19 protein-coding genes are annotated in these 20,664 nt (G+C 42.3%); 7 read left to right on the top strand and 12 right to left on the bottom strand.

The annotated features are described in order from the left end of the window. Positions 1-3: 3 nt before the first annotated feature. Positions 4-1,320: a hemolysin family protein gene (locus tag ACS8FB_RS02095; protein WP_439260775.1), complete on the bottom strand. Its 1,317-nt coding sequence runs from the start codon at positions 1,318-1,320 to the stop codon at positions 4-6. A 542-nt stretch (positions 1,321-1,862) separates the two neighbouring features. Between ACS8FB_RS02095 and yajC the strand changes: the two genes are divergently transcribed. From yajC to ACS8FB_RS02065, 6 genes are all read left to right on the top strand, one after another. Then, positions 1,863-2,195 (top strand): preprotein translocase subunit YajC, encoded by a 333-nt coding sequence (yajC, locus tag ACS8FB_RS02090; RefSeq protein WP_058368608.1) that lies wholly within the window; start codon positions 1,863-1,865, stop codon positions 2,193-2,195. A 399-nt stretch (positions 2,196-2,594) separates the two neighbouring features. Further along, the gene (secD, locus tag ACS8FB_RS02085) at positions 2,595-4,472 is read left to right on the top strand and encodes a protein translocase subunit SecD (protein WP_439260838.1); all 1,878 of its coding nucleotides are present in this window, start codon (positions 2,595-2,597) and stop codon (positions 4,470-4,472) included. Between the two features lie 9 nt (positions 4,473-4,481). After that, positions 4,482-5,759 carry a protein translocase subunit SecF gene (secF, locus tag ACS8FB_RS02080; protein ID WP_439260774.1) on the top strand — a complete coding sequence of 426 codons (1,278 nt, stop codon included), beginning with the start codon at positions 4,482-4,484 and terminating at the stop codon, positions 5,757-5,759. Positions 5,760-5,979: 220 nt separating this feature from the next. After that, on the top strand, positions 5,980-7,380 hold the full coding sequence (locus tag ACS8FB_RS02075; protein WP_439260773.1) for an MATE family efflux transporter: 1,401 nt from the start codon (positions 5,980-5,982) through the stop codon (positions 7,378-7,380). A gap of 205 nt (positions 7,381-7,585) precedes the next feature. Beyond that, positions 7,586-8,227, top strand: a complete 642-nt coding sequence (locus ACS8FB_RS02070; protein WP_439260837.1) for an AzlC family ABC transporter permease — start codon at positions 7,586-7,588, stop codon at positions 8,225-8,227. Next, the gene (locus ACS8FB_RS02065; protein ID WP_439260772.1) at positions 8,220-8,579 is read left to right on the top strand and encodes an AzlD domain-containing protein; all 360 of its coding nucleotides are present in this window, start codon (positions 8,220-8,222) and stop codon (positions 8,577-8,579) included. Before ACS8FB_RS02070 ends, ACS8FB_RS02065 begins: the two co-directional genes overlap by 8 nt. A gap of 280 nt (positions 8,580-8,859) precedes the next feature. On the opposite strand, the gene purF is transcribed toward ACS8FB_RS02065, so the two are convergent. From purF to ACS8FB_RS02010, 11 genes are all read right to left on the bottom strand, one after another. Continuing rightward, positions 8,860-10,395, bottom strand: coding sequence for an amidophosphoribosyltransferase (gene purF / locus ACS8FB_RS02060; RefSeq protein ID WP_299215990.1), 1,536 nt, complete (start codon positions 10,393-10,395; stop codon positions 8,860-8,862). Positions 10,396-10,780: 385 nt separating this feature from the next. Further along, positions 10,781-11,278, bottom strand: coding sequence for a CvpA family protein (locus tag ACS8FB_RS02055; RefSeq protein WP_439260771.1), 498 nt, complete (start codon positions 11,276-11,278; stop codon positions 10,781-10,783). Between the two features lie 35 nt (positions 11,279-11,313). Further along, positions 11,314-12,348 (bottom strand): quinone-dependent dihydroorotate dehydrogenase, encoded by a 1,035-nt coding sequence (locus tag ACS8FB_RS02050; RefSeq protein ID WP_299215995.1) that lies wholly within the window; start codon positions 12,346-12,348, stop codon positions 11,314-11,316. Positions 12,349-12,542: 194 nt separating this feature from the next. After that, on the bottom strand, positions 12,543-13,061 hold the full coding sequence (locus tag ACS8FB_RS02045) for a DUF4870 family protein (protein WP_439260770.1): 519 nt from the start codon (positions 13,059-13,061) through the stop codon (positions 12,543-12,545). 166 nt (positions 13,062-13,227) lie between these two features. After that, the gene (gene gspM, locus ACS8FB_RS02040) at positions 13,228-13,779 is read right to left on the bottom strand and encodes a type II secretion system protein GspM (protein ID WP_439260769.1); all 552 of its coding nucleotides are present in this window, start codon (positions 13,777-13,779) and stop codon (positions 13,228-13,230) included. A gap of 43 nt (positions 13,780-13,822) precedes the next feature. Further along, positions 13,823-15,154 carry a type II secretion system protein GspL gene (gene gspL / locus ACS8FB_RS02035; protein ID WP_439260836.1) on the bottom strand — a complete coding sequence of 444 codons (1,332 nt, stop codon included), beginning with the start codon at positions 15,152-15,154 and terminating at the stop codon, positions 13,823-13,825. Between the two features lie 125 nt (positions 15,155-15,279). Beyond that, positions 15,280-15,738 (bottom strand): phosphohistidine phosphatase SixA, encoded by a 459-nt coding sequence (sixA, locus tag ACS8FB_RS02030; RefSeq protein ID WP_439260768.1) that lies wholly within the window; start codon positions 15,736-15,738, stop codon positions 15,280-15,282. A 42-nt stretch (positions 15,739-15,780) separates the two neighbouring features. Beyond that, positions 15,781-17,223, bottom strand: a complete 1,443-nt coding sequence (locus ACS8FB_RS02025; RefSeq protein ID WP_439260767.1) for an NAD(P)H-dependent glycerol-3-phosphate dehydrogenase — start codon at positions 17,221-17,223, stop codon at positions 15,781-15,783. 135 nt (positions 17,224-17,358) lie between these two features. Then, positions 17,359-18,009 carry a nitroreductase family protein gene (locus ACS8FB_RS02020; protein WP_439260766.1) on the bottom strand — a complete coding sequence of 217 codons (651 nt, stop codon included), beginning with the start codon at positions 18,007-18,009 and terminating at the stop codon, positions 17,359-17,361. An 86-nt stretch (positions 18,010-18,095) separates the two neighbouring features. Continuing rightward, positions 18,096-19,202 carry a cell division protein ZapE gene (zapE, locus tag ACS8FB_RS02015; protein ID WP_439260765.1) on the bottom strand — a complete coding sequence of 369 codons (1,107 nt, stop codon included), beginning with the start codon at positions 19,200-19,202 and terminating at the stop codon, positions 18,096-18,098. Positions 19,203-19,331: 129 nt separating this feature from the next. Then, entirely contained in the window at positions 19,332-19,991 is a 660-nt protein-coding gene (locus ACS8FB_RS02010; protein WP_439260764.1) for an alpha/beta hydrolase, read from the bottom strand. A gap of 184 nt (positions 19,992-20,175) precedes the next feature. Between ACS8FB_RS02010 and ACS8FB_RS02005 the strand changes: the two genes are divergently transcribed. After that, positions 20,176-20,544 (top strand): hypothetical protein, encoded by a 369-nt coding sequence (locus ACS8FB_RS02005; RefSeq protein ID WP_439260763.1) that lies wholly within the window; start codon positions 20,176-20,178, stop codon positions 20,542-20,544. The last annotated feature ends 120 nt before the right edge of the window (positions 20,545-20,664 follow it).

The following is a 20,664-nucleotide window of genomic DNA, read 5'->3' as shown; positions in this document are numbered from 1 at the left end:
TTACTAAGCTTTGGTATTGTCATGTATCGCTTCTTCATCATCGTTAAGCTTCATACCTAAACGCTCCACTCGCCTATCCATCATTTGACGAGCCAGTGCCTGCATGTCTTCGACACGATCTATCTCATCGACGATCTCAAGACCTAAGAGAGTCTCAAAGACATCTTCTAATGTCACCAAACCTTTAACTTCACCATATTCACCTACCGTGATAGCGATATGAATACGATTTTTTAGCATCAATTCTAATAAATCAAACAACTTCATTTTTGAAAATACAAAGGTAATTTCTCGTTCAAATTGCGTCAAAGGTTTATGCATCGCATGATTGACTTTTGCTAATAGCATGTCCGTTTTTAGGACAAAACCGGTAATGTTATCCAAATCGCCATCATAAATAGGTAAGCGCGAAAACGTCAGTTTTGGACGATCAACCAATACTTCAGCGACCGTTTTATTCTGTTCAAACGCAAGCATGACTGAGCGCGGTGTCATAATGTCTTCGACTTTAATGGCGCCAAAGGCGAGTAAGTTACGAATAATTCGTGACTCTAATGGATCAATCTGGCCAGATTCTTCACCTATGCTGGCAAGCGCAGCAAACTCACGGCGGCTAAAAACATGTGTCTCTTTACTGCGTACTAGTAATTTTGTCAAACGTTCTGAAAACCAAATCAGAGGATAGAGTATAAGAACAATACCGCGTACAAAGTAAGCTACTATGCCGCTTAGCTGACGCCAATAAACCGTTCCTAATGTTTTTGGAATAATTTCAGATAAGAACAAAATCGCCAAAGTCATGATTGCAGAAAATAGACCAAACCATGCGCTGCCAAAGACAATCGTTGCCTGTGCACCAGCACCAATCGAACCTAGCGTATGGGCAACCGTATTCAATGTCAAAATAGCCGCTAAAGACTGGTCAATATTGTCAATCTTTAAACGTCTTAACATGTTTGCTTTGTTAGGATTGCTTTCTTCGACATCAGCGATATACGAAGGGGTCATACTGAGTAATGCGGACTCTGCTAAAGAACAAATAAACGATATACCAATAGCGATAGCAACAAAAAGTATAAGTAAAAAAATGCTGGTAGCTGTTGGTGCCGCTGATGCTGGGGTTTCAGCAGCTTGTGATAAAGCCGCCTGTGCTGAATGAGGTAAAGCAGTGATTAATACAGTCATCAATGCTGATAGACCAAATACTACCTTTGTGCTAGGACGAGAATAACGCGTCGTCGGGGGAGGTTCAGCAGGCGCTTCTTTACGATGAGCGCGTGGACAACATAGACGAGGTGTAAACGAAAAAATGGTGAACAAGTTAGGTAACCTAAACAATGAAAAAAGAATGGAAAAGGATAAAATACAATGAGCTTTATTGCTAGTAAATACAGTGACTGCTCGCGTTTAACTCACAATGAACAAAGCTTAACGAATAAAATAGCTCTATATAATAAGAACGACAAACCCGCGACTCCTTACGCTAACAGACGATATAATCAATCATTTGATATTAGCACTGATGCTTATATTTAACAATTAAATGTCGTGCTATCTACCTGTCCAAAAAACACCCTATTTTAAATAAAAAACATAGTAATAAAATTGTATGAGTAATGCTCTTATTGGTGGTGTCAAATTGACACAAATTCAATATCTACTGACTTAGTATATTTCAATATATCGTCATTTTATTTTAGTTAGTTACTGCTTAAAGGGATTGTCGCACTAGATATCGGCTGCTAGTATGCCAGTACGTTAAGGAAAATACCTTCATCCCATGATTAACAGTTACCAAGATTGGGATTTTTTGTTACTATGCGTTTAATTTTATCGTTCCCTATGACTTATTGAGAGAAATTATGAGCTTATTTATTCAAGCTGCCCATGCTGCTGCTCCTGAAGCCGCAGGCGGCGCATCACTGTTTGGTCAAATTCTATTGCCAGTAGCTTTTTTTGCAATTTTTTACTTTTTAGTCATTCGTCCTCAATCGAAGCGTACCAAAGAGCATCGTGCTATGGTAAATGCTTTAACTGTTGGCAGCGAAGTGATTTTCGCTGGTGGGCTTATGGGCCGCATCAAAAGCCTTGAAGGCGACTACGCTATTATTAGCTTAAACAACAATACTGACATTAAAGTACAACGAGCTTCTGTTATTTCAGTATTACCTGCAGGCACCATAGAAAGTGTATAAATAGAAAGCATATAAATATCGATGATGGATCATCGCGTTTAGCATTTATCATTATGGCCTTGACTCATACATCGATGAAAATGACCGTTGATACTCTACGGTCATTTTCTGCTACTAGACTGCCAAATTAATGACACATTGATTCCTCGTTAGTTTCTAGGTTAATCCGTTGCCTTTTAGTTAGTCGATTCATTGTAGCAAACTTACCTTTTATCTGCGTATTGCGGCTCAAAAGTTAGTCGTTCTATAATGCTTAGCGTTCTATTATTATAGCGGATGCTTGCAATGATGAATGATGCTTCATACTGATTATGATCATTGTTCATGATAAATGTAAACACTCCATCTGCTAATCTGTGGCCTGCATCGCCAGTATCTTATCAACTTAAAGAAGTGATTATGCAATATCCCGCTTGGAAGTACCTACTTATCACCGTCGTACTGATCATCGCTGGTCTGTACGCTGCACCCAACCTCTACCCTGATGAGCCTGCTGTGCAGATTACCAGTGCAGCAGCAGGTACACAGCTATCTGAAGGTATTTTGACTCAGTCAGAGAGCCTGTTAGAAGAAGCTGGCGTAAGCCACCACGATGGCACTTTTGAGGGCAACAGCGCCCTGGTACGCTTAGACAATCCAGATGCTCAGCTCAAAGCACAAGAGGTCCTCAAAAAGAACCTTAGTGACGATTATGTGGTTGCGCTCAACTTAGCGCAGACAACGCCGCAGTGGCTACGTGATATTGGTGCAAAACCGATGAAGCTTGGCTTGGATTTGCGCGGTGGGGTACGTTTCGTTCTAGAAGTTGATATGGACAAAGCTTTAGAGCAGCGTCTGTCCAGTGCCAGTCGTGATGTGCGCCGTGAGCTACGTGCTGAGCGTATTGCAGTTAAGGGTATTAAGTCTGAGTCACAAGGTATTGTATTACATTTCGCTAATACAGATACCCGTAACCGTGCACAGAATATTCTTCAAGGCTCGATGGGCAATAACTTTACCTTACAGTCCTCTATTGATGATCAAGGTCCTGCGCTAATCATGGCTTATAATGATGCGACATTGGATGAGATTAACAGTTATGCAGTCAATCAAAACTTAACCACCCTACGTAATCGTATTGCTGAGCTTGGAGTTACTGAAGCCTTAGTACAGTCTCAGGGTGCTAGCCGTATCGTCGTCGAATTACCTGGCGTACAAGACACCGCGGAAGCCAAACGTGTACTTGGACGTACTGCAAACCTTGAGTTCCGTTTGGTTGCCAAAGACAGCGAAAACTTTATGGGTGGTATCCCTCCTGCTGGTACCGAAGCCTTTCCATTCCAGACACTTGACGGTCCACCTGTACTGTTAGAGCGTCAAGCCATCGTCACTGGTGACAAAGTTACTAACGCCCAAACCAGTCTTGATGAAAGTGGCCGTCCTGAGGTCAATATTACCTTGGACAGTGCGGGCGGCAAGCTTATGCAAAATGCAACCCGTACCGCTGTTGGCGATCAAATGGCGGTATTGTTTATCGAAAATAAACAAAGAATTACGTATGAAGAAGACCCAACTACAGGGGAATCTGTTGAAGTGCGTACCCCTTACGCTGAGACCAAGGTCATTAACCGCGCTAATATTCAAGCAGTACTAGGCTCATCGTTCCGTATTACTGGACTAGATAGCAATGCTGAAGCGGCTGAGCTTGCTCTATTACTACGCTCAGGCGCACTTGCAGCCCCAATGTATTTTGTTGAAGAACGGACCATTGGGCCGTCACTAGGACAAGAAAACATTGCTAAAGGTCTGTTTTCAACTCAGATTGGTTACTTACTAGTCTTTGTCTTTATGATTATTTTTTATCGCCTGTTTGGGGTCATTGCCAATGTAGCATTGGCAGTAAACGTCATTATCATTATTGCGATTATGTCGATCTTAGGCTCATCGCTCACTCTACCTGGGATTGCTGGTGTGGTCTTGACCATCGGCATGGCAGTAGATGCCAACGTACTCATTTTTGAGCGTATCCGAGAGGAGCTGGCAAACGGGGTACGGCCAAAATCTGCAATCGTGGCAGGCTTTGATCGTGCTTTTAGTAGTATTTTTGATGCCAACATCACCACGTTATTGGTCGCGTTTATCTTATTTGCGATTGGTACTGGTCCGATTAAAGGCTTTGCGATCACCTTAGCTATTGGTATTGTCAGTTCACTATTTACCGCGATTTTGGTAACACGTGCACTGGTACAAATTGCTTATGGTAAGCGTAAATCTATCAAACGTTTGAGTATCGGCTAGGAGAATAACATGGCGATTGAACAAAATAACAATCCTGAGAATAATACGCCGACGTCTAGTAGCTCAGGCGGTGCGGGCAATAACCCTAATGACAACCAAAAACGTCGCCGCCGTAGTAAGCCGCGTCGTGATGGTAAAGGCAGCAATGCTAAAGCCAATAATCCTACGACGGCAAAAGCTGGCAAAGGTAAGTCTCATGGGACTAACAAAAGCTCAAAAAATGAGCAAGCATTGGCGACTCAAGCAGACAATGCTGCTATCGATAACGATCATAACCAAATAATCGATAGCGCTGCTGATGACGCTGCTGCAAAAGAAGGCGGTATCAAGGCAGTTGGTAATCAGCGTATTATTCCGTTTATGAAGATAGAAAAGCCTATGGCAATTTTGTCTTTATTCATGGTCATTGCTAGTATTATTGCGATTGCGGTCAATGGTCTTAATCTTGGTTTGGACTTCACGGGCGGGGTTTCAGCAGATGTACGTTATGAGCAGCCCGCTGAGCAAGTTGAAGTCGTACAAGCATTGGCGGATAATGGTTTTGATGATGCTGTCGTACAGTATCTAGGCACGCGTCAAGAGCTGCTTGTACGCTTGCCACCACAATCTGACAATATTGACGGTCTAAGCGCCAGCTTAACTCAAGCTTTAGCTTTGCCTAATAACACTGCTGATATTAGTAACGTTAACATTATCGGCAGTCAAGTCGGTAACGAGGTGTATTTAAACTCAGTCATGGCGTTAGGGCTAGCATTAGTATGTATGCTTGGATATGTCGCTCTACGTTTTCAGTTTAAGCTGTCACTTGGCGCGGTCATGTCGTTGTTTCATGACGCTATCGTTACTATCGGTGTCTTTGCATTATTTGGTTTCCCCTTTGATCTGACCGTATTGGCAGCCATATTGGCATTGATCGGTTATTCACTAAACGATACGATTGTCGTCTACGACCGTATTCGTGAAAACTTCCGCCGTGTCCGCGGGATTAGTCCCAGTCAGACGGTTGATTTGTCATTAACAGAAACGCTGCGCCGTACCATTATGACTATTTCAACAGTGCTATTAGTTGTATTAGCCATGATGTTCTTAGGCGGTGACGGACTGTATTGGTTCTCAGTAGCGCTATTCATTGGCCTGCTTGCTGGTACTTATTCGTCAACCTATATTGCAAGCTCTATCCCTCTTAGAATGGGTCTATCACGCGATGACTTCGTTGTAAAAGTGAAGCCTGAGTTTGAAGAAGAAATCGTGACTTTCAATGATCCAAAGATGTTTGAACAAGACTAATGGTACACACCTATTTTGATAGCATTGGCTTCAATAACGGTGTTTAATAATAGTAGTATTGACTAAGAGACGACTAAAGAATCGAGTAAAAGCACCTAACCGTTAGGTGCTTTTATCTTTGTATGACCATCCAATATATTTAGTAGTAAAAGCTCATCCCGCAGTCATGTAGCAAACGGGCGGGTATTATTAGCTGTGTTTACGCAGAAGTGATCATCTTATGTCAACGTCTACCCCATCAACAGTCACGTCGCCTATTGACACACGCTACAGGCGTATTGTCGCGATTGCTGTTCCAGTTTTATTAGCTAATCTAGCCATGCCGCTCCAAAGTGTGATTGATACTGCCATCGTCGGCAATATGAATGATGCCGCAAAGCTTGCAGGCATGGGCCTGGCAATACAGCTTTTGTCCCTACTGCTTGTTAGCTTTAACTTTTTACAATATGCATCTTCTGGTTTATCTGCACAGGCATTGGGGCAACTTTCAGATAGTAGCAACTCTATAAACTCGCAGCAAAAAGCATCGCCACTGCTATCTATTTTGCAGCGTGCGCTCTTATTAGCCGTCGTCATTGGTTTGGTGTTACTACTAGCGAAGCCTTGGCTCATAAACTTTGGCTTGCAAGCGTTGTCTGCCAATCCTGATAGTGGCGCTGCTGCCAAGATTTATTTAGATGTACGTTTTTGGGGAGTCATTGCTGAGCTGATGAACTTTGCTTTTATTGGCTGGTTTGCAGGTCAAGGCAAAACGCGTTATATGCTCTATCAGCAAGGATTTATTGCTGTATTTAATATTATTTTGACACTGTTTTTTGTTTACAGTATGCAGTTGGGAATCGCTGGCGTTGCGTTAGGGACTACCATTGCATTTTGGTCAGGGGTTGTATTGGCCTTGTGGCTTAGTCGCCGACATTTACAATTGACTTGGCCTACTTTCTTTCAAGTGGACCCGCAGCATTTTACTAAAGATAAAATGCTTAGGTTATTCTCTTTGAATAAAGATATTTTTATTCGTACGCTTATCTTAACAGTGAGCTTTGCATGGATTACTCGCCTCTCTGCTCAAAGCGGCGATTTAGTATTGGCTGCTAACGCAATATTATTGCAAGTATTAAGCATTTCAGCCTTTGCACTTGATGGCGTAGCAGTGTCAGCTGAGACTTTAAGTGGACAAGCAGCGGGACGTCGTGACTGGTTGCGCTTTCGTGTTATTGTCAAGCGTACAGGCATTGTCAGCTATGCTCTTGCTTTACTATTAAGTACGATTTGGTGGCTTGCCATGCCAACTTATTTAGATTTGATGACCAATATCGAAACGGTTTTTACCTTAACTAATAGTTATCAAGGTTATGCCATACTACTCCCAATCGTCGGTGTGGGTGCTTATTGGCTTGATGGTATATTTTTTGGTTTGACGGCAGGACATGTCATTCGCAATGCCGCTTTGATACTGGCTATCATATTTTTCCCCCTTAGCTGGCTACTTTATCAGCAGTGGGACATGACTGGTATTTGGCTTAGTGTATGGTGCCTGTTGTTATTACGCATGCTAATTCTTAGTGGTTTTTTGTACTATGCGCATAGAACTGGCAGTTATGAAGAATTACAACCAATTTGATGAGTTATTAAATATACTTTTATCCATATTATAAACGCATATAGTAAGAAGCATTGTTTACAAACCATCATGTCTATAAATCAATATTTCGACCAATCTATTAAGCTTGACGATCTTAGGATATCTTGTGAATACTTACTCTGAACAACAGCAAAAATCCGCTTATCAATGGGCTGAAGGCTTTAAAAAAAGCATTCCAGTCGCTATGGGCTATTTACCTGCAGGTATCGCTTTTGGTGTCTTGGCACAAATCGCTGGTGTGCCGATATGGGCAACGATTATGCTCAGTATCGTACTGTATGCAGGGGCGGCTCAGTACGCTTGTCTACCCATGCTTAGTGCCGGCCTGCCCATAGGTAATATTGCAACTAACATTGCAGCCATTAACCTGCGTCACGTATTTTATGGGATGCCGCTGCTACAGTCTCTACCAAAAAACAAAATAGCCAAAACTTATTGTTTATTTGCGCTAACAGACGAAACATTTTCAGTGATGACGAGCTTACCACATGAAATACGGCGTGCGATTATATTACCCATTAGTTTGTTTAACCAGAGCTGGTGGGTATTGGCAAGCGCTATTGGGGTAATGATCGGCAGCACTCTTGGTGACTTGGTGCCGCATTTGGATTTTGCGTTGGTTTGTTTGTTTGCAATCTTAGCTTACGAGCAATTTCAAAGTATTAAACGCTACTTCCCTATTGGCATCGCGGTCGTTGCTTTGGCTATTGCCTCGTTATTCACCAGCAATTGGTTACTTCTGGTAGCGATTACCATCTGTATGCTCATGATTTTGGCACGTGGTTTTTGGGTACAACATAAAGTGACAGGAGAGAACGATGAATAGTAGCTATTTGATTGCAGCCACTTTCGCGATGGCTGGAGTTACCTTTATTACTCGTGCTATTCCAGCATTAATACCAAAAAAGCTTCTTGATACGCCTTGGCTACATCGACTCAATGAGAGCTTACCGCTATCTGTCATGGTCTTATTGATTTTGACCAGTCTCTCCTATCAAGACTTGTCTGCCAGCACTGGGCTAAATAGCGCTGAGGTGCAACTATTACTTGCTCAAATTGGCGCATTGTTATTAGTGCTAATTATCTATCATATTAGCCGTCAGTTATTAATAAGCATGGTCGTGGGTATTGCAGCAATTAACGGCCTACTTTGGATGTTAACCAACGTTTTGGGTTAATCGTATTCATAAGTTGATAGATTATCCCTTAATACTTAGTAAACAAAAATAATAAAAAAGGCTGAATTCAATTAAGAATCCAGCCTTTTATTTTATATAATACCTTTAAGTCATACTATAGTTAATTCGCTATAAAAACGATACAGCGATACTGGTATAAATTTTTTGCAGTCTCTGTCAGCGTAGACACAGCAAGCAAGAAAAATTGATACCAGTTGCGTATCATATTACAACGCATCGGTTTTATTCGATATCGACTATACTGACTAAAAATGGTTATTTAAGACTCTTCTACACCCATCATATCGACAGGCGTATCTGCGACAATTTGTACCCCTTTTTTACCAGCTTTAGCGATTTCGCTACGCTGCTCTTGCAGGTGATCAAGGTAAGCTTCATTGATTTGTCCAGTGATATAGCAGCCATTAAATACAGCACAATCAAAACCTTCAACGCGGCTATGCTTTGTATCTTTTACCGCATCGATAAGATCATCTAAATCTTGAAAAATCAGACGGTCAGCACCGATGATTTTACGTACCTCTTCCACACTGTGCCCTGAAGCGATAAGCTCACTACGTACCGGCATATCAATCCCATATACGTTAGGATATTTTACTGGTGGCGCAGCACTGGCAAAAAACACTTTTTTCGCCCCTGCATCGCGTGCCATTTGAATAATCTCATGACAGGTGGTTCCACGGACGATAGAGTCATCAACCAACAAAACGTTTTTGTCTTTGAACTCCAACGGCACGGCGCTAAGTTTTTGACGAACTGATTTTTTGCGCTGCTGTTGACCTGGCATGATAAAGGTGCGACCGATATAACGGTTCTTCATAAACCCTTCACGGTACTTAATATTCATCTTCAGTGCCAGCTCCATCGCTGAAGTACGCGACGTATCAGGAATCGGAATCACCACATCAATATCGTGGTCATCGCCCCATTCATCGAGGATTTTTTGTCCCAGTTTTTCGCCCATACGAAGGCGCGATTTGTAGACAGAGATATTGTCCATGATAGAGTCTGGACGCGCAAAATAGACATACTCAAAAATACAAGGCGTATACTCTTTTTGCTCTACGCATTGATACGTATGTAGATTGTGATCCAAATCGATAAAGATAGCTTCACCAGGTTTGACATCACGAATAATACTAAAACCGCAACCAGTTAGGGCCACTGACTCAGAGGCAACCATATACTCTGTGCCGCCATTGGCAGCTAAACGTTCGCCAAAGATTAGTGGACGAATGCCATTTGGGTCACGAAACGCCAATAAGCCATGACCAGTAATCATCGCTACTACGCCATAAGCGCCTTCGCAGCGAGCGTAGACCGCTTTTACCGCTTCAAAAATATCATCAGACGTTGGATGAGTCTTACCTAGATTTTGCATCTCATGAGCAAGAACGTTTAATAGTACTTCAGAATCTGAGTCAGTATTTAAATGACGACGATCATCTTGATATAACGATTTGGCCAAGCTTTCAGCATTGGTCAAGTTACCGTTGTGCGCCAAAGTAATGCCATAAGGTGAGTTTACATAAAATGGCTGTGCCTCTGCACTGCTTGAAGTACCCGCAGTAGGGTAACGAACATGGCCAATACCGAACTTACCCACCAGTCTGACCATATGACGGTTCATAAAGACATCACGAACCATACCGTTTTCTTTACGTAGATATAGGCGACCATCCTGCAAGGTCACAATACCTGCCGCATCTTGACCACGATGTTGCAACATAGTTAAGGCATCATAAAGAATTTGGTTGACTGGCTCATGAGCTGCAACCCCAACGACTCCACACATAGTTATGTCCTATTTAAAACCACACATTAGTAACACTATAACGGCAAACTGAATAGCAGTGTCGCCTATCAGTTGACCGATGACCTGATGATATATATTTACTGATATTTATTTCACTGAACTGAGCATTTTATTGGCTCTAACTCACTGATTCAAGAATAAAGATACTGATTGATTTAAGAATAAAGATACTGATTGATTTAAGAATAAAGATATTATATATGATGACATATTAACGACAATATTTAGATAGTGCATTATCAACAATGGCGATTTAAATTGTAGATACCACAGATGTTACATAATGATGAATGCCAATTTATCAAGGTATCACTTGTCGTAACTAGAGTCGTTAGAACTAATTTTGCCCTTAATTTTACCATAATTAAGACTGATTCATCTGCTCCCACGCACTGCCTAATACATCTGATGCAAGCGTTTTTGCCATTGGCGCATAGGGAAGTAGCTCAGGGGCCAGTACAGAAGTTTGCCACTGCGGAAGCTGTACTAATAACGGCGCACTGACACTAAGAATGACTAAAACCACAAGAGTGTTTTTGGCCGCCCCTAATACACCGCCTGCCATTTTATCTACCATGCCCAAGCCTAAAGTTTTAAGCACTCCTGAAAATACAAACGCTACTAAATGCATCACAGCTAACACTACGATTACGATGAGCAAAAAAGCCATTGCCATTTGTAATACAGAGCTTTGGGTCAGCCCCGATAGCTGCGGTGCAATAGGACCAGCTAAACGAGTCGCAACAATCAAAGCGATAAACCAACCAACTAAGCCAACCGCCGTCTTGACAAGTCCTATTTGAAAACCACGCCATAAGCCAATAAGGACCACAATGGCAATGACGATATCTAGACCACTCATACTTACCGCCTCATGGCTTTATAGGACCATCTTAATCAAATGTCTTGGGCATCATAATAGCCGCCAATAGCTTGAATACAAGACTGTACCAAGCCTGGGCCTCGATAGATAAGACCTGTATAAAGCTGAACCATATCTGCCCCAGCTTTAATCTTTTTAACTGCCTTCTCGCCACTATCGATGCCACCAACGCCTATAATAGTCACTTTACCCTCTAGCTGATCTGAGAACTGTTGCAAAATTTGAGTACTAATATGACTGACGGGACGGCCAGATAGACCACCTGCTTGATCGCCATCGGTCAGATCCTCAACCCCCACTCGGCTCAAGGTCGTATTGGTTGCAATCAAACCATCAATGTCAAAATCTAACAATTGCTGCGAGATATAATCAACTTGTAGCGGCTCTAAATCAGGGGCGACTTTTAATACTAACGGCACATAGAACCCGTACTCTGTCGCAAGCTGGCTATGACGATTTTTAATCACGTCTAATAACTGCGTTAACGCCTCGCCGCTTTGTAAATCACGTAAATTTTTTGTATTAGGTGATGAGATATTGATTGTAATATATGAGGCATGGGGATAAACACGTTCTAGACAGTAAATATAATCGTCAGCCGCATTTTCGACGGGCGTACTGGCATTTTTACCAATATTGATACCGATGTTGCCTTTATATTTACAGCGTTTGACATTTTCAATCAGATAATCGACACCCTGATTATTAAAACCCATCCGGTTAATAATAGCATCTGCCTGTCTTATTCTAAACAGACGTGGCTTATCATTCCCAACTTGCGGCTTTGGCGTGACCGTACCCACCTCAATAAAGCCAAATCCAAGCTCAGCCAGTGCGTCAATGTAATCGGCATTTTTATCCAATCCTGCAGCCAGACCAACAGGGTTAGAGAACTGCAAACCCATACAGTTCGTAGGTTGCATAGATTGGCCATAAGCCAAGCCCAAAGCCCGTGCTTTATGAGCTTTTGCCAGTAAAGATAGAGTCATATCATGAGCATGTTCAGGATCCATCTTAAACAAAAAAGGGCGAAGCAAGGCGTAAGACATAATAACGATAAACCCGGTCTGGATAGAAATAGTGAATGAAATAAGATGGATGAAACATTGAGCGTCATAAAGCGCTGCAATTATATCAGCTTAACAATAATAAGACCAAAGTTTCATTCTTAATATCATGGGCAACGACTGAATACTAGCTGTGTTTTGACAAGCATAGACGGACGCATTAGTAGTCAACTAAATTATGGTACAGGACGATTGTCAGTAAGCGCGATCCAGCCTCTGATAATACGGTATAGGTGCCAAATAAAAGTAAAGAGCATCAGTAACGCGCCAAACCCGGCCAACAAAAATGAACCGATAGCTATATTACCACTATCAGCCAACATACTGACGCCAACGCCACCGAGCGCAAACGTTATGATAATCGTTCCTATGATAAAAAAGACTATACTGTACCAAAAAGTCTTAATCTGCCAGTCAAAGTGTGTCGCAAGCCATGTACCTTCGGCATCACGGCGTTTGCCATAGTTCATTATGATTGGCACAATCCACAGCAGCCCTGCCGTAAAATAGCTGATCACATAAAGCAGATAGGTGATGTGATTATAAGTGATTAATGCGCGCTGCTCTTTTTGAGTCAACAGTGGTCTCTCTTGCTGCATAATTCTGTGTGTCGTTTGTGAGTCAATAAAGGGTTCGGTAGTCCGTGTTTTTGTATATGAATGCTTATCGGTTTTATCGTTAGAAGACTGGTTCATAATTTTTATCCATAACTGACAGTAGCCATTAAGTACTCAATTGTGGCAAATAGCGTCGCTTTCAAGATGAAAATTACCATGTCCTGATAATCTAACTTACAGTAACGGTTAAACGTAGATGAATATGTAAAGAGCCTTTGAGACAAGTTTTCAAAAATAAGGTTTATTAAGACGTGACAGTCGCTTGTACTTGCACCTGCTTGGTCGCCACATCCTGCTGCATCAACAGCTTTGTAAACTGCCAGCCTTGTTGCTCAAGCTTACCAAGTGCAGCACTGACGGTCGCTTGGCTCGGATGACTAAAGCTCAATTGCACCCCTGCACCATTAGCCACCACTTGTGCATTATCGATACCTGAGCTGTTTAATGCAGTATTCACGCGGCTTGCTGGTGGCATTGCATCAGCACCATCTTGATTACTAGCAGCATTTAATGCATTGGGGTCGATATTGGCTGCTTGTGAGCGTAACCAAAAATAATCAGCGACCTGCTCTTGGTAATTAGACTTACTCTCTTTAGCGGCTTGATGAACACTATAGCCACCGTAACCACCAACAAATAACAATAAAAACACCAGCAAAATAACCAATGCCATCTGATCACGAGAAGAGAGTACTTGCCAGCGTGACCATAGTGCGTTTTGATAGTTGTTCACACGTGCTGACAAGGCATTGGTTGCTAACGATCTGTGGGTGGTACGGCGCTGTAATAGTTTCATCACTTGACCTTGATGGATGGTATAAAATTTAAAAACTAAAAATTTAAGATTGTGCCATATTGTCTACGGCCGCAGGATCATTGGCGATATCGATGGTAATCTGTCCACTAAACTGTCCTTGCTCATTACTGTTGACTCGCTCTAGGCTTGCTTGAATACCTTGTGCCGTCAATGTGCTGGCGAACTTATCAAGACTACCACGGTCTGGCGCTATTAAGGTAAAACTTAAGACAGATGGCTCCATAACCAATGCCTGTGCATGTAACGATGACTGCTTAATAAGCGGTGATATCCGCGCCAATACCGCTAAGTGTGAAGCCGACTCTTGACTGTCGCTACGTAGTTTTGGTTGCATCTGCACTTGCAGCTTGGTGCGACTGGTATTGAGCACCTCATCTGGGAACCATGACTGGTACTGCTTCGCGGTTGCCATCTGTGCGACATCAGCGGCAGTATTATAACGATAAGTTTGTAAGGCATCAGTTGCCATTTGCAATACCAATGCTGACAATGCAACCATCATCGCCACTCGTAAATAGGGCGATAGATTTGTGGTTGATGACTTGATGAAAAAGTTAAGTGCGTGGCGTTCTGGTATCTCTATTGGCATAGGGACTGTAGATAAAGGCGTTGATAATATCTGCTGTTCTGCCAGCAAGTTGGCCGTTTCTGTCGCGATACGTGTTTCTGCTATAGAGTCTGATGTAAAGCCTGACTCCAAGTCAGTTTTTTGCAAGTTATTGCTATTATCTGTCAAGTCATCAAATGCATCAATTGGAGCGCTAATAGATGCTAAATCAGCCGATGATATCGAAGGCAATATACAAACTTCACTCAAATGCGGCAAGCGCTCAAAAATAAGTGGCAAGTAATTTACTGCCAAGCCCTGATATTGTGACTGTCGTAATAAAGCAGTATATTCATCTTGATATAAAATTATCTGCTGAGCGGCCCCCTCTTCAGGAATTGGCAACAGTAAAAAGTCCGGCAGTAGCGCGTTGATACTTAGGCCGACTAAAGCTGCGCTTTGTTGCCATGACTCTATATTGTTTTCAGCCAGCGCATAAATGTGATGTGCATGCGTATCGCCAATCTGCCTAATTGCCAATTGCTCAACTGGAGTTAAAGAAGCTTCTTCAAATAAGTACTGCTTACCTGTGTTACCAAGCTGTTTTAGCTGGGCTGCATTTAGCTTCGTATCGACTTGCAACAGATAGCTGGAGGGAAAATAAAGACAAAGTGATGGAGCACTGTTTTTGTTATTACCATAAATATCATACAGCTGTTGCCAGCCGGTCACAGACTGCCATTCTTTTGTATCAGCGTGCCAAACTGCTAACGGACTATGCTGCGATCTTATCCAAACATGTAACACCAAGCGTGTCCTTACTTAACTTATGAGATAAATTATTAAAATAAAACCAACCATCAGACATTTCAGTAGTTAGTCATGGTCGCCAGTTAAATCAAAGCGCGGTATTGACTTACGCCTTTATAATATCAATGGGGCTGCTGCGGCACAAAACGGTCTATTTCGTTTGCCATACCAGTCATGACAAATTCCATCTCAAAGACACGTGCTTCAGCCAAAGCGAACGACTCAGGATTATCACCAGTTAATAACCCAGCAAGGTAGGCAATGATAGACATATGACAAACCACCACCAAACACTCGGCTTCAATCTTTGCAATATCTGCTAATGCCATATGGGCATCATCGGACGGTGTAATATTGTCTTGTACTATAGACGGCACTGCAGTAGCACGCGATTGTAGCGCAGCCAATGTTTGCTGCGCGCGTTTATAAGGGCTTACTACAAAATGGTCTGGCGCATAATGCTCAATAATATATTCAGCCGTTTGTGCTGCTTGCTGTTGACCATACTCAGTCAATTGCCGTGCGCTATCTGGACGAGTCTCATCTTCTGCTTGTCCATGACGCATTAATATAATCTTCATAATATCCCTTTATTACCGCTTATTACATAACTTTTAGCAAACTTATTTTTTGTCTTTGCTAGCACTGTCATTTTTAGCAGTACTTTTTTTAGCATCTTTATTTTCAACCGAATCATCGTCAGTATTAGTAACGTTTTCAGCATCGTTTTTAGAGTCAGAATCTTGTTCTTGGTCATCTGGATTACTAGCAGCCGCTTGCATCTGTGCAGTAAGCGCCGCATTACTATAATCGTGTGGCATGACAAACTCGACATCGCTACGAAACCCTGCTTCCATCAAGTGCAGTGCTACACCAAGCGCTGCTTTATCTTCATAAATAACAGCGTACAAAGCATGGGTTATCGGCATATAAATACCGTCTTTGGACGCTTTTTCATGCACTTGCTGGATCGTATTAACCCCTTCGGCAGTTTGTCCCAGTTTTTTGACCGCTGCATCAATATTCATACCGCGACCGAGCATATTACCAATTTGATAGTTACGGCTCAGCTCCGAGCTACAGGTAGCGTACAGATCACCAACGCCTGATAAGCCTAAGAATGTCAAAGGATTGGCGCCAGCTTCTACCCCAAAACGACTCATTTCAGCCAACGCTCGGGTTAGTAGCATGGCTTTGGTGTTTTCGCCCACATCATATGCAGCAGCCATACCCATGGCAATGGCATAAATGTTTTTGAGCGCCCCGCCAAGCTCTACTCCGCGTATGTCATCACTGGCAAATACTCGAAAAAACGCACTGTGTAGTGCAGCTTGCACTGCATGACGCAAAGGCTCAGAATGACTGGCTATTACTGTCGCTGAGGGCATGTTTTTCATAATCTCAATAGCAAGATTTGGCCCTGACATCACCCCAAAATTTACTTCTGGCAGCTCATCTTTAATGATGTCACTCATCAGCGCAAAGGTGTCTTTTTCCATGCCCTTGGTCAAAGATACAACCGACTGTCCTGTAATAAATGGCGCAATACTCTTAAGCGTCTCACGAAATGCCAAGCTCGGTACTGCAAGAAAAATAATGTCTTTATCTTTGACGGCAGATGCTAAATCGTGACTGTATTTAAGGCTTTCATCTAGCTTATAACCAGACAGATATTTTTTGTTCATCTGCGATTTAGCCATAGATTTAACCGTACGCTTGTTACGAACCCAGAGGGTTGTATCACAGCCATTACGGGCGGCTAAGTTTGCCATCGCTGTACCAAAACTACCGCCGCCTAAAAACGCCAAACGTAGCTGATCTGGATTATCACGTACTTGTTCCATATTTTTGGCGACATCGGCTTCAACGGCACTAGGATTAAGCTTTCTTCGGCCAAGCCCTGATTTAGTTGCGCGCTCAATAATACCTGCCAGCAGACCACTAGACTTTTCAGTACTAGCGGTATCCAAACTTATGTCGTCTGTCTTTTGATTGGGCGCTACTGTATCGACAGCTTCTTTATTTGGCTTTTCGTTGGATGTATTGTTTTTGGTAGAGCTTGTCATATCTAATTATCCGTGTTGACTGCTTATATCATTGAGGCAGATTACACTGTCTGCATAAAAAGGTATAGCGTTATATGATGCTTTAGTTCTGATACATCACCACACCAGCTATGATTAAAACCAATAAAATGACGCTTATGATTCAAAGCGTACTAACGGTTCGATATCGATCGGTTTACGTTTTGGCTCATCTTTGGAACTAGTGCCAATATAAACAAAAGCGGTGACATAATCATCTGGACCGACATCGAAATACGCTTTTACCGCAGGCTCGTTACACAGTAACCCTGTGCGCCATACGGTACTAAAACCTTGCGCTTTTAGAGCCAAAATCAAATTTTGTACAGCAGCACCAGCACTTAGCATTTGCTCAAAAGGTGGGACTTTTTTGTGTGCTTGCATTTGAGTCGCAACAGTAATGATAAGGGGGGCGCGTAATGGCATATTTCGAGTTTTTTTGATGGTTTTTTCAGACAAGTCCTCGCCATCTTGCCCCGCTTTTGTCTTTGCAGCTTCAAGAAGGGCAAGACCCAGCTCATGACGAGCATCGCCTTCCGTCACAATAAAGCGCCATGGGCGAAGCTTCTTATGATCAGGCGCAGTTGCAGCGCATTCAATAGCCTCTTGGATTTGGGCACGAGTTGGTGCTGGAGCATCCAGATTTCCCATACTGCGTCTTGAATTAATCCAGTTGATTAGTTGCTCACCAGTAATGTCTGTATTATCAACTCCTTTATCATCAACAACTATCTCTTTATTATTCTTATTTTCGTCAGATACATTCATCATCTATCCTTAATTATTATCATTATTGTCGCTCAGTATGAGTGGTATTCTACAACTAAATACTTGATAGTTAAATCAAAAAACAGCTACGCAGCGTCAACGTTTTCAACACGATGCTGCATTTTTAAATAATCTTCTGATTGCATCTCAAGCAAGCGTGAACGTGTACGTTCGATCTCAAACGCGAGCTTTTCTCCTTGGTACAGCTCTAGAATCGATTGTTCCGCTCGTACCAGTAGCTTGACACGGCGATCATAAAACTCATCTACCAGATAAATAAAACGACGAGTAGGATCGCGCAAGTCATCGTCTAGTGCTGGTACTGCATTGACCAGCACAGTGTTAAATCGCTTAGCAATTTCAATAAAATCAGAGGCAGAACGCGGCTCCATACACAGATGACGAAAATCGCAGAACAAAATATCTTCGGTACGAGCATTGATTTTTATTTCACGGCCATTGATAACGATGGGCTCGTTACTGATTTTTTGATTATTAGATAAGCTGGCAAAACGGTTGGCAAGCCAGTGATGATTGGCTTTGGTCATCGGCGACTCATACAGCTCTGCTTGCTGTAATACACGCAAACGATAATCAATGCCTGAGTCAATATTCATCACGGTAGTATGACGCTCAACCTCAGCAATGGCAGGCAAGAAACGATCTCGATGTAAGCCATCTTTGTACAAGCCCGATGGTTCAATATTAGAAGTGGCAACCAAGGTAACACCGCGGTTAAACAACATAGTAAACAGATCCCCTAGGATCATTGCATCAGAGACGTTAGAGACAAAAAACTCATCGAAACAGATAATCAGCGCTTCTGTATGAATAATATCAGCGACTTTTTCTAGCGGATCACTTTGACCTTGTAACGTATTTAGCTCGCTATGTACGCGCTGCATAAAATGATGAAAATGCTGACGCATCTTACGCTCAATCGTCAAAGAGTCATAAAACATGTCCATCATCCATGTTTTACCGCGGCCAACGCCGCCCCACATATATAGACCTTTTGGTACGGCAGGTTTTGACTTTAAAAAACTGAAAAAGCCCTTTTTTTGTTCGGCACTACTATTAAGCTGATGATAAAGATCATCAAGGTAGCTCATAGCCTGATATTGTTGCTCATCTCGAGTAAACTCATCAGTACTAATCGCTTGTTCGTAGCGTTGCAATGGCGATAATCTCATAATGCGACTCATCGTTAGACAAAATAAATAATAAAGTAAACTGTTGATCTTGCTTCACCACATCTCGGCAAAACTGAGAACCAGTTATAATTAAGAGTAATACTGATAGATAAAACTATTAAGTAAAATCTATGTATCACTACCAAAGCTGTGCTCTTCTAATAAACCCTTAAGCTCAGATAAACGTCCATGGAAAAAATGCCCTGCACCGTCCACCACACTAACACTGATACCTAAGCGTTCAGCAAATGCCTGCATAATGGCAGGCTCAATCACCTCATCAGCATTACCATAAATCTCAAAGGTCTTGTCGGCTGGTAAATACAAATCACTGCTGTCGTTCTTCTCCACTGATGGTGCGATAAGGGCGATTTTTGCAACTTCAAAATCACTCAACCCCCAAATATGAGAGGCTTCAAGTATTTGCTCAGCGACGCGCGCTGTCACATAGCCACCAAAAGAGAAACCACCAAGCCATAGCTTGCGTGCAGCGCTTTGTTCTGCAATCCATTGTAGCACGGTCATTGCATCTACTACTTCACCGTCGGCATAATCATGCTCACCAGTCGACTGCCCGACTCCGCGAAAGTTAAAACGCACTACATGCATACCGTTGTCACGAGCAAAACGATACATAGTCGTGACCACTTTATTGTTCATCGTACCATCAAAAAGTGGGTTGGGATGGCAAAGCAGCGCCACTGTATCGGTATCTGGATCATTAGGGTTATCTTGTTGCCATAGTGCGTCAACTTCAAGCACACCAGCCGGAGCAGGAATCAATTGCATAGATTTACTTATAAACTGAGAATAGATAGGTTAATTATCCTAGATATGATTTATATTTCAAGTGATTTGCTGTGTACTGTTGCTGTTTGTTTGACTTTTGCTTGTTATAATCCATCATTTTGAGTAATTAGTGAATTTTCGTGCCTATCATCTAGAAACAATGTACAAAAATTAAGGATAATTTATGAAGACCCTTAGTAAAACCACAGTATTGACGGCTACTGTCACCGCAGCCCTCACCTTGAGTGCGTGTCAAAGTACGCCTTCATCACCTGTTATCCAGCGTGCTAACTCTATTTATGAAACGACTGGTATCGCAGATACCAAAGTAAAGGCTCAGCAAAATGCGATAGACAGCGCGCAAAAGACTTGCAAGAGTAAGCAAGTGATTATCGTCGATGACAAAGTGACGTATAACGGTATCTTGGATGAGCGCACTGGACGTATGGTTGGACAAGCTGGTGCGGTTATCGGCTCAATCTTCGGCACTGGTACGCCAGATTTGTCCCGTAGCGACGATTATGAGTACAAGATCAACTTTCGTTGTCAGTGATTGACAGTCAGTCTATAACCAACAAGATGGGTTAATTGCAGCATTACTGTTCTCTCTTTTTGTATGTCCGTTTTTGGGTTAAACTGTCGTGTCAAATGTTTGACCCATCTTATTTCGTCT

It is taken from the genome of Psychrobacter sp. 1U1, assembly GCF_051847535.1.
In the GTDB taxonomy this organism is placed as follows: domain Bacteria; phylum Pseudomonadota; class Gammaproteobacteria; order Pseudomonadales; family Moraxellaceae; genus Psychrobacter; species Psychrobacter saeujeotis.
Note: the sequence above shows the minus strand (reverse complement) of the source record. Positions and strands in the feature narration are given on the sequence as shown.

Bases quoted from the DNA above. Each gene is read 5' to 3' on its own strand.
- yajC (WP_058368608.1), top strand. From the start codon at position 1,863: ATGAGCTTATTTATTCAAGCTGCCCATGCTGCTGCTCCTGAAGCCGCA.
- secD (WP_439260838.1), top strand. From the start codon at position 2,595: ATGCAATATCCCGCTTGGAAGTACCTACTTATCACCGTCGTACTGATC.
- secF (WP_439260774.1), top strand. From the start codon at position 4,482: ATGGCGATTGAACAAAATAACAATCCTGAGAATAATACGCCGACGTCT.
- ACS8FB_RS02075 (WP_439260773.1), top strand. From the start codon at position 5,980: ATGTCAACGTCTACCCCATCAACAGTCACGTCGCCTATTGACACACGC.
- ACS8FB_RS02070 (WP_439260837.1), top strand. From the start codon at position 7,586: ATGGGCTATTTACCTGCAGGTATCGCTTTTGGTGTCTTGGCACAAATC.
- ACS8FB_RS02065 (WP_439260772.1), top strand. From the start codon at position 8,220: ATGAATAGTAGCTATTTGATTGCAGCCACTTTCGCGATGGCTGGAGTT.
- purF (WP_299215990.1), bottom strand. From the start codon at position 10,395: ATGTGTGGAGTCGTTGGGGTTGCAGCTCATGAGCCAGTCAACCAAATT.
- ACS8FB_RS02055 (WP_439260771.1), bottom strand. From the start codon at position 11,278: ATGAGTGGTCTAGATATCGTCATTGCCATTGTGGTCCTTATTGGCTTA.
- ACS8FB_RS02050 (WP_299215995.1), bottom strand. From the start codon at position 12,348: ATGTCTTACGCCTTGCTTCGCCCTTTTTTGTTTAAGATGGATCCTGAA.
- ACS8FB_RS02045 (WP_439260770.1), bottom strand. From the start codon at position 13,061: ATGAACCAGTCTTCTAACGATAAAACCGATAAGCATTCATATACAAAA.
- gspM (WP_439260769.1), bottom strand. From the start codon at position 13,779: ATGAAACTATTACAGCGCCGTACCACCCACAGATCGTTAGCAACCAAT.
- sixA (WP_439260768.1), bottom strand. From the start codon at position 15,738: ATGAAGATTATATTAATGCGTCATGGACAAGCAGAAGATGAGACTCGT.
- ACS8FB_RS02025 (WP_439260767.1), bottom strand. From the start codon at position 17,223: ATGACAAGCTCTACCAAAAACAATACATCCAACGAAAAGCCAAATAAA.
- ACS8FB_RS02020 (WP_439260766.1), bottom strand. From the start codon at position 18,009: ATGAATGTATCTGACGAAAATAAGAATAATAAAGAGATAGTTGTTGAT.
- zapE (WP_439260765.1), bottom strand. From the start codon at position 19,202: ATGAGATTATCGCCATTGCAACGCTACGAACAAGCGATTAGTACTGAT.
- ACS8FB_RS02010 (WP_439260764.1), bottom strand. From the start codon at position 19,991: ATGCAATTGATTCCTGCTCCGGCTGGTGTGCTTGAAGTTGACGCACTA.
- ACS8FB_RS02005 (WP_439260763.1), top strand. From the start codon at position 20,176: ATGAAGACCCTTAGTAAAACCACAGTATTGACGGCTACTGTCACCGCA.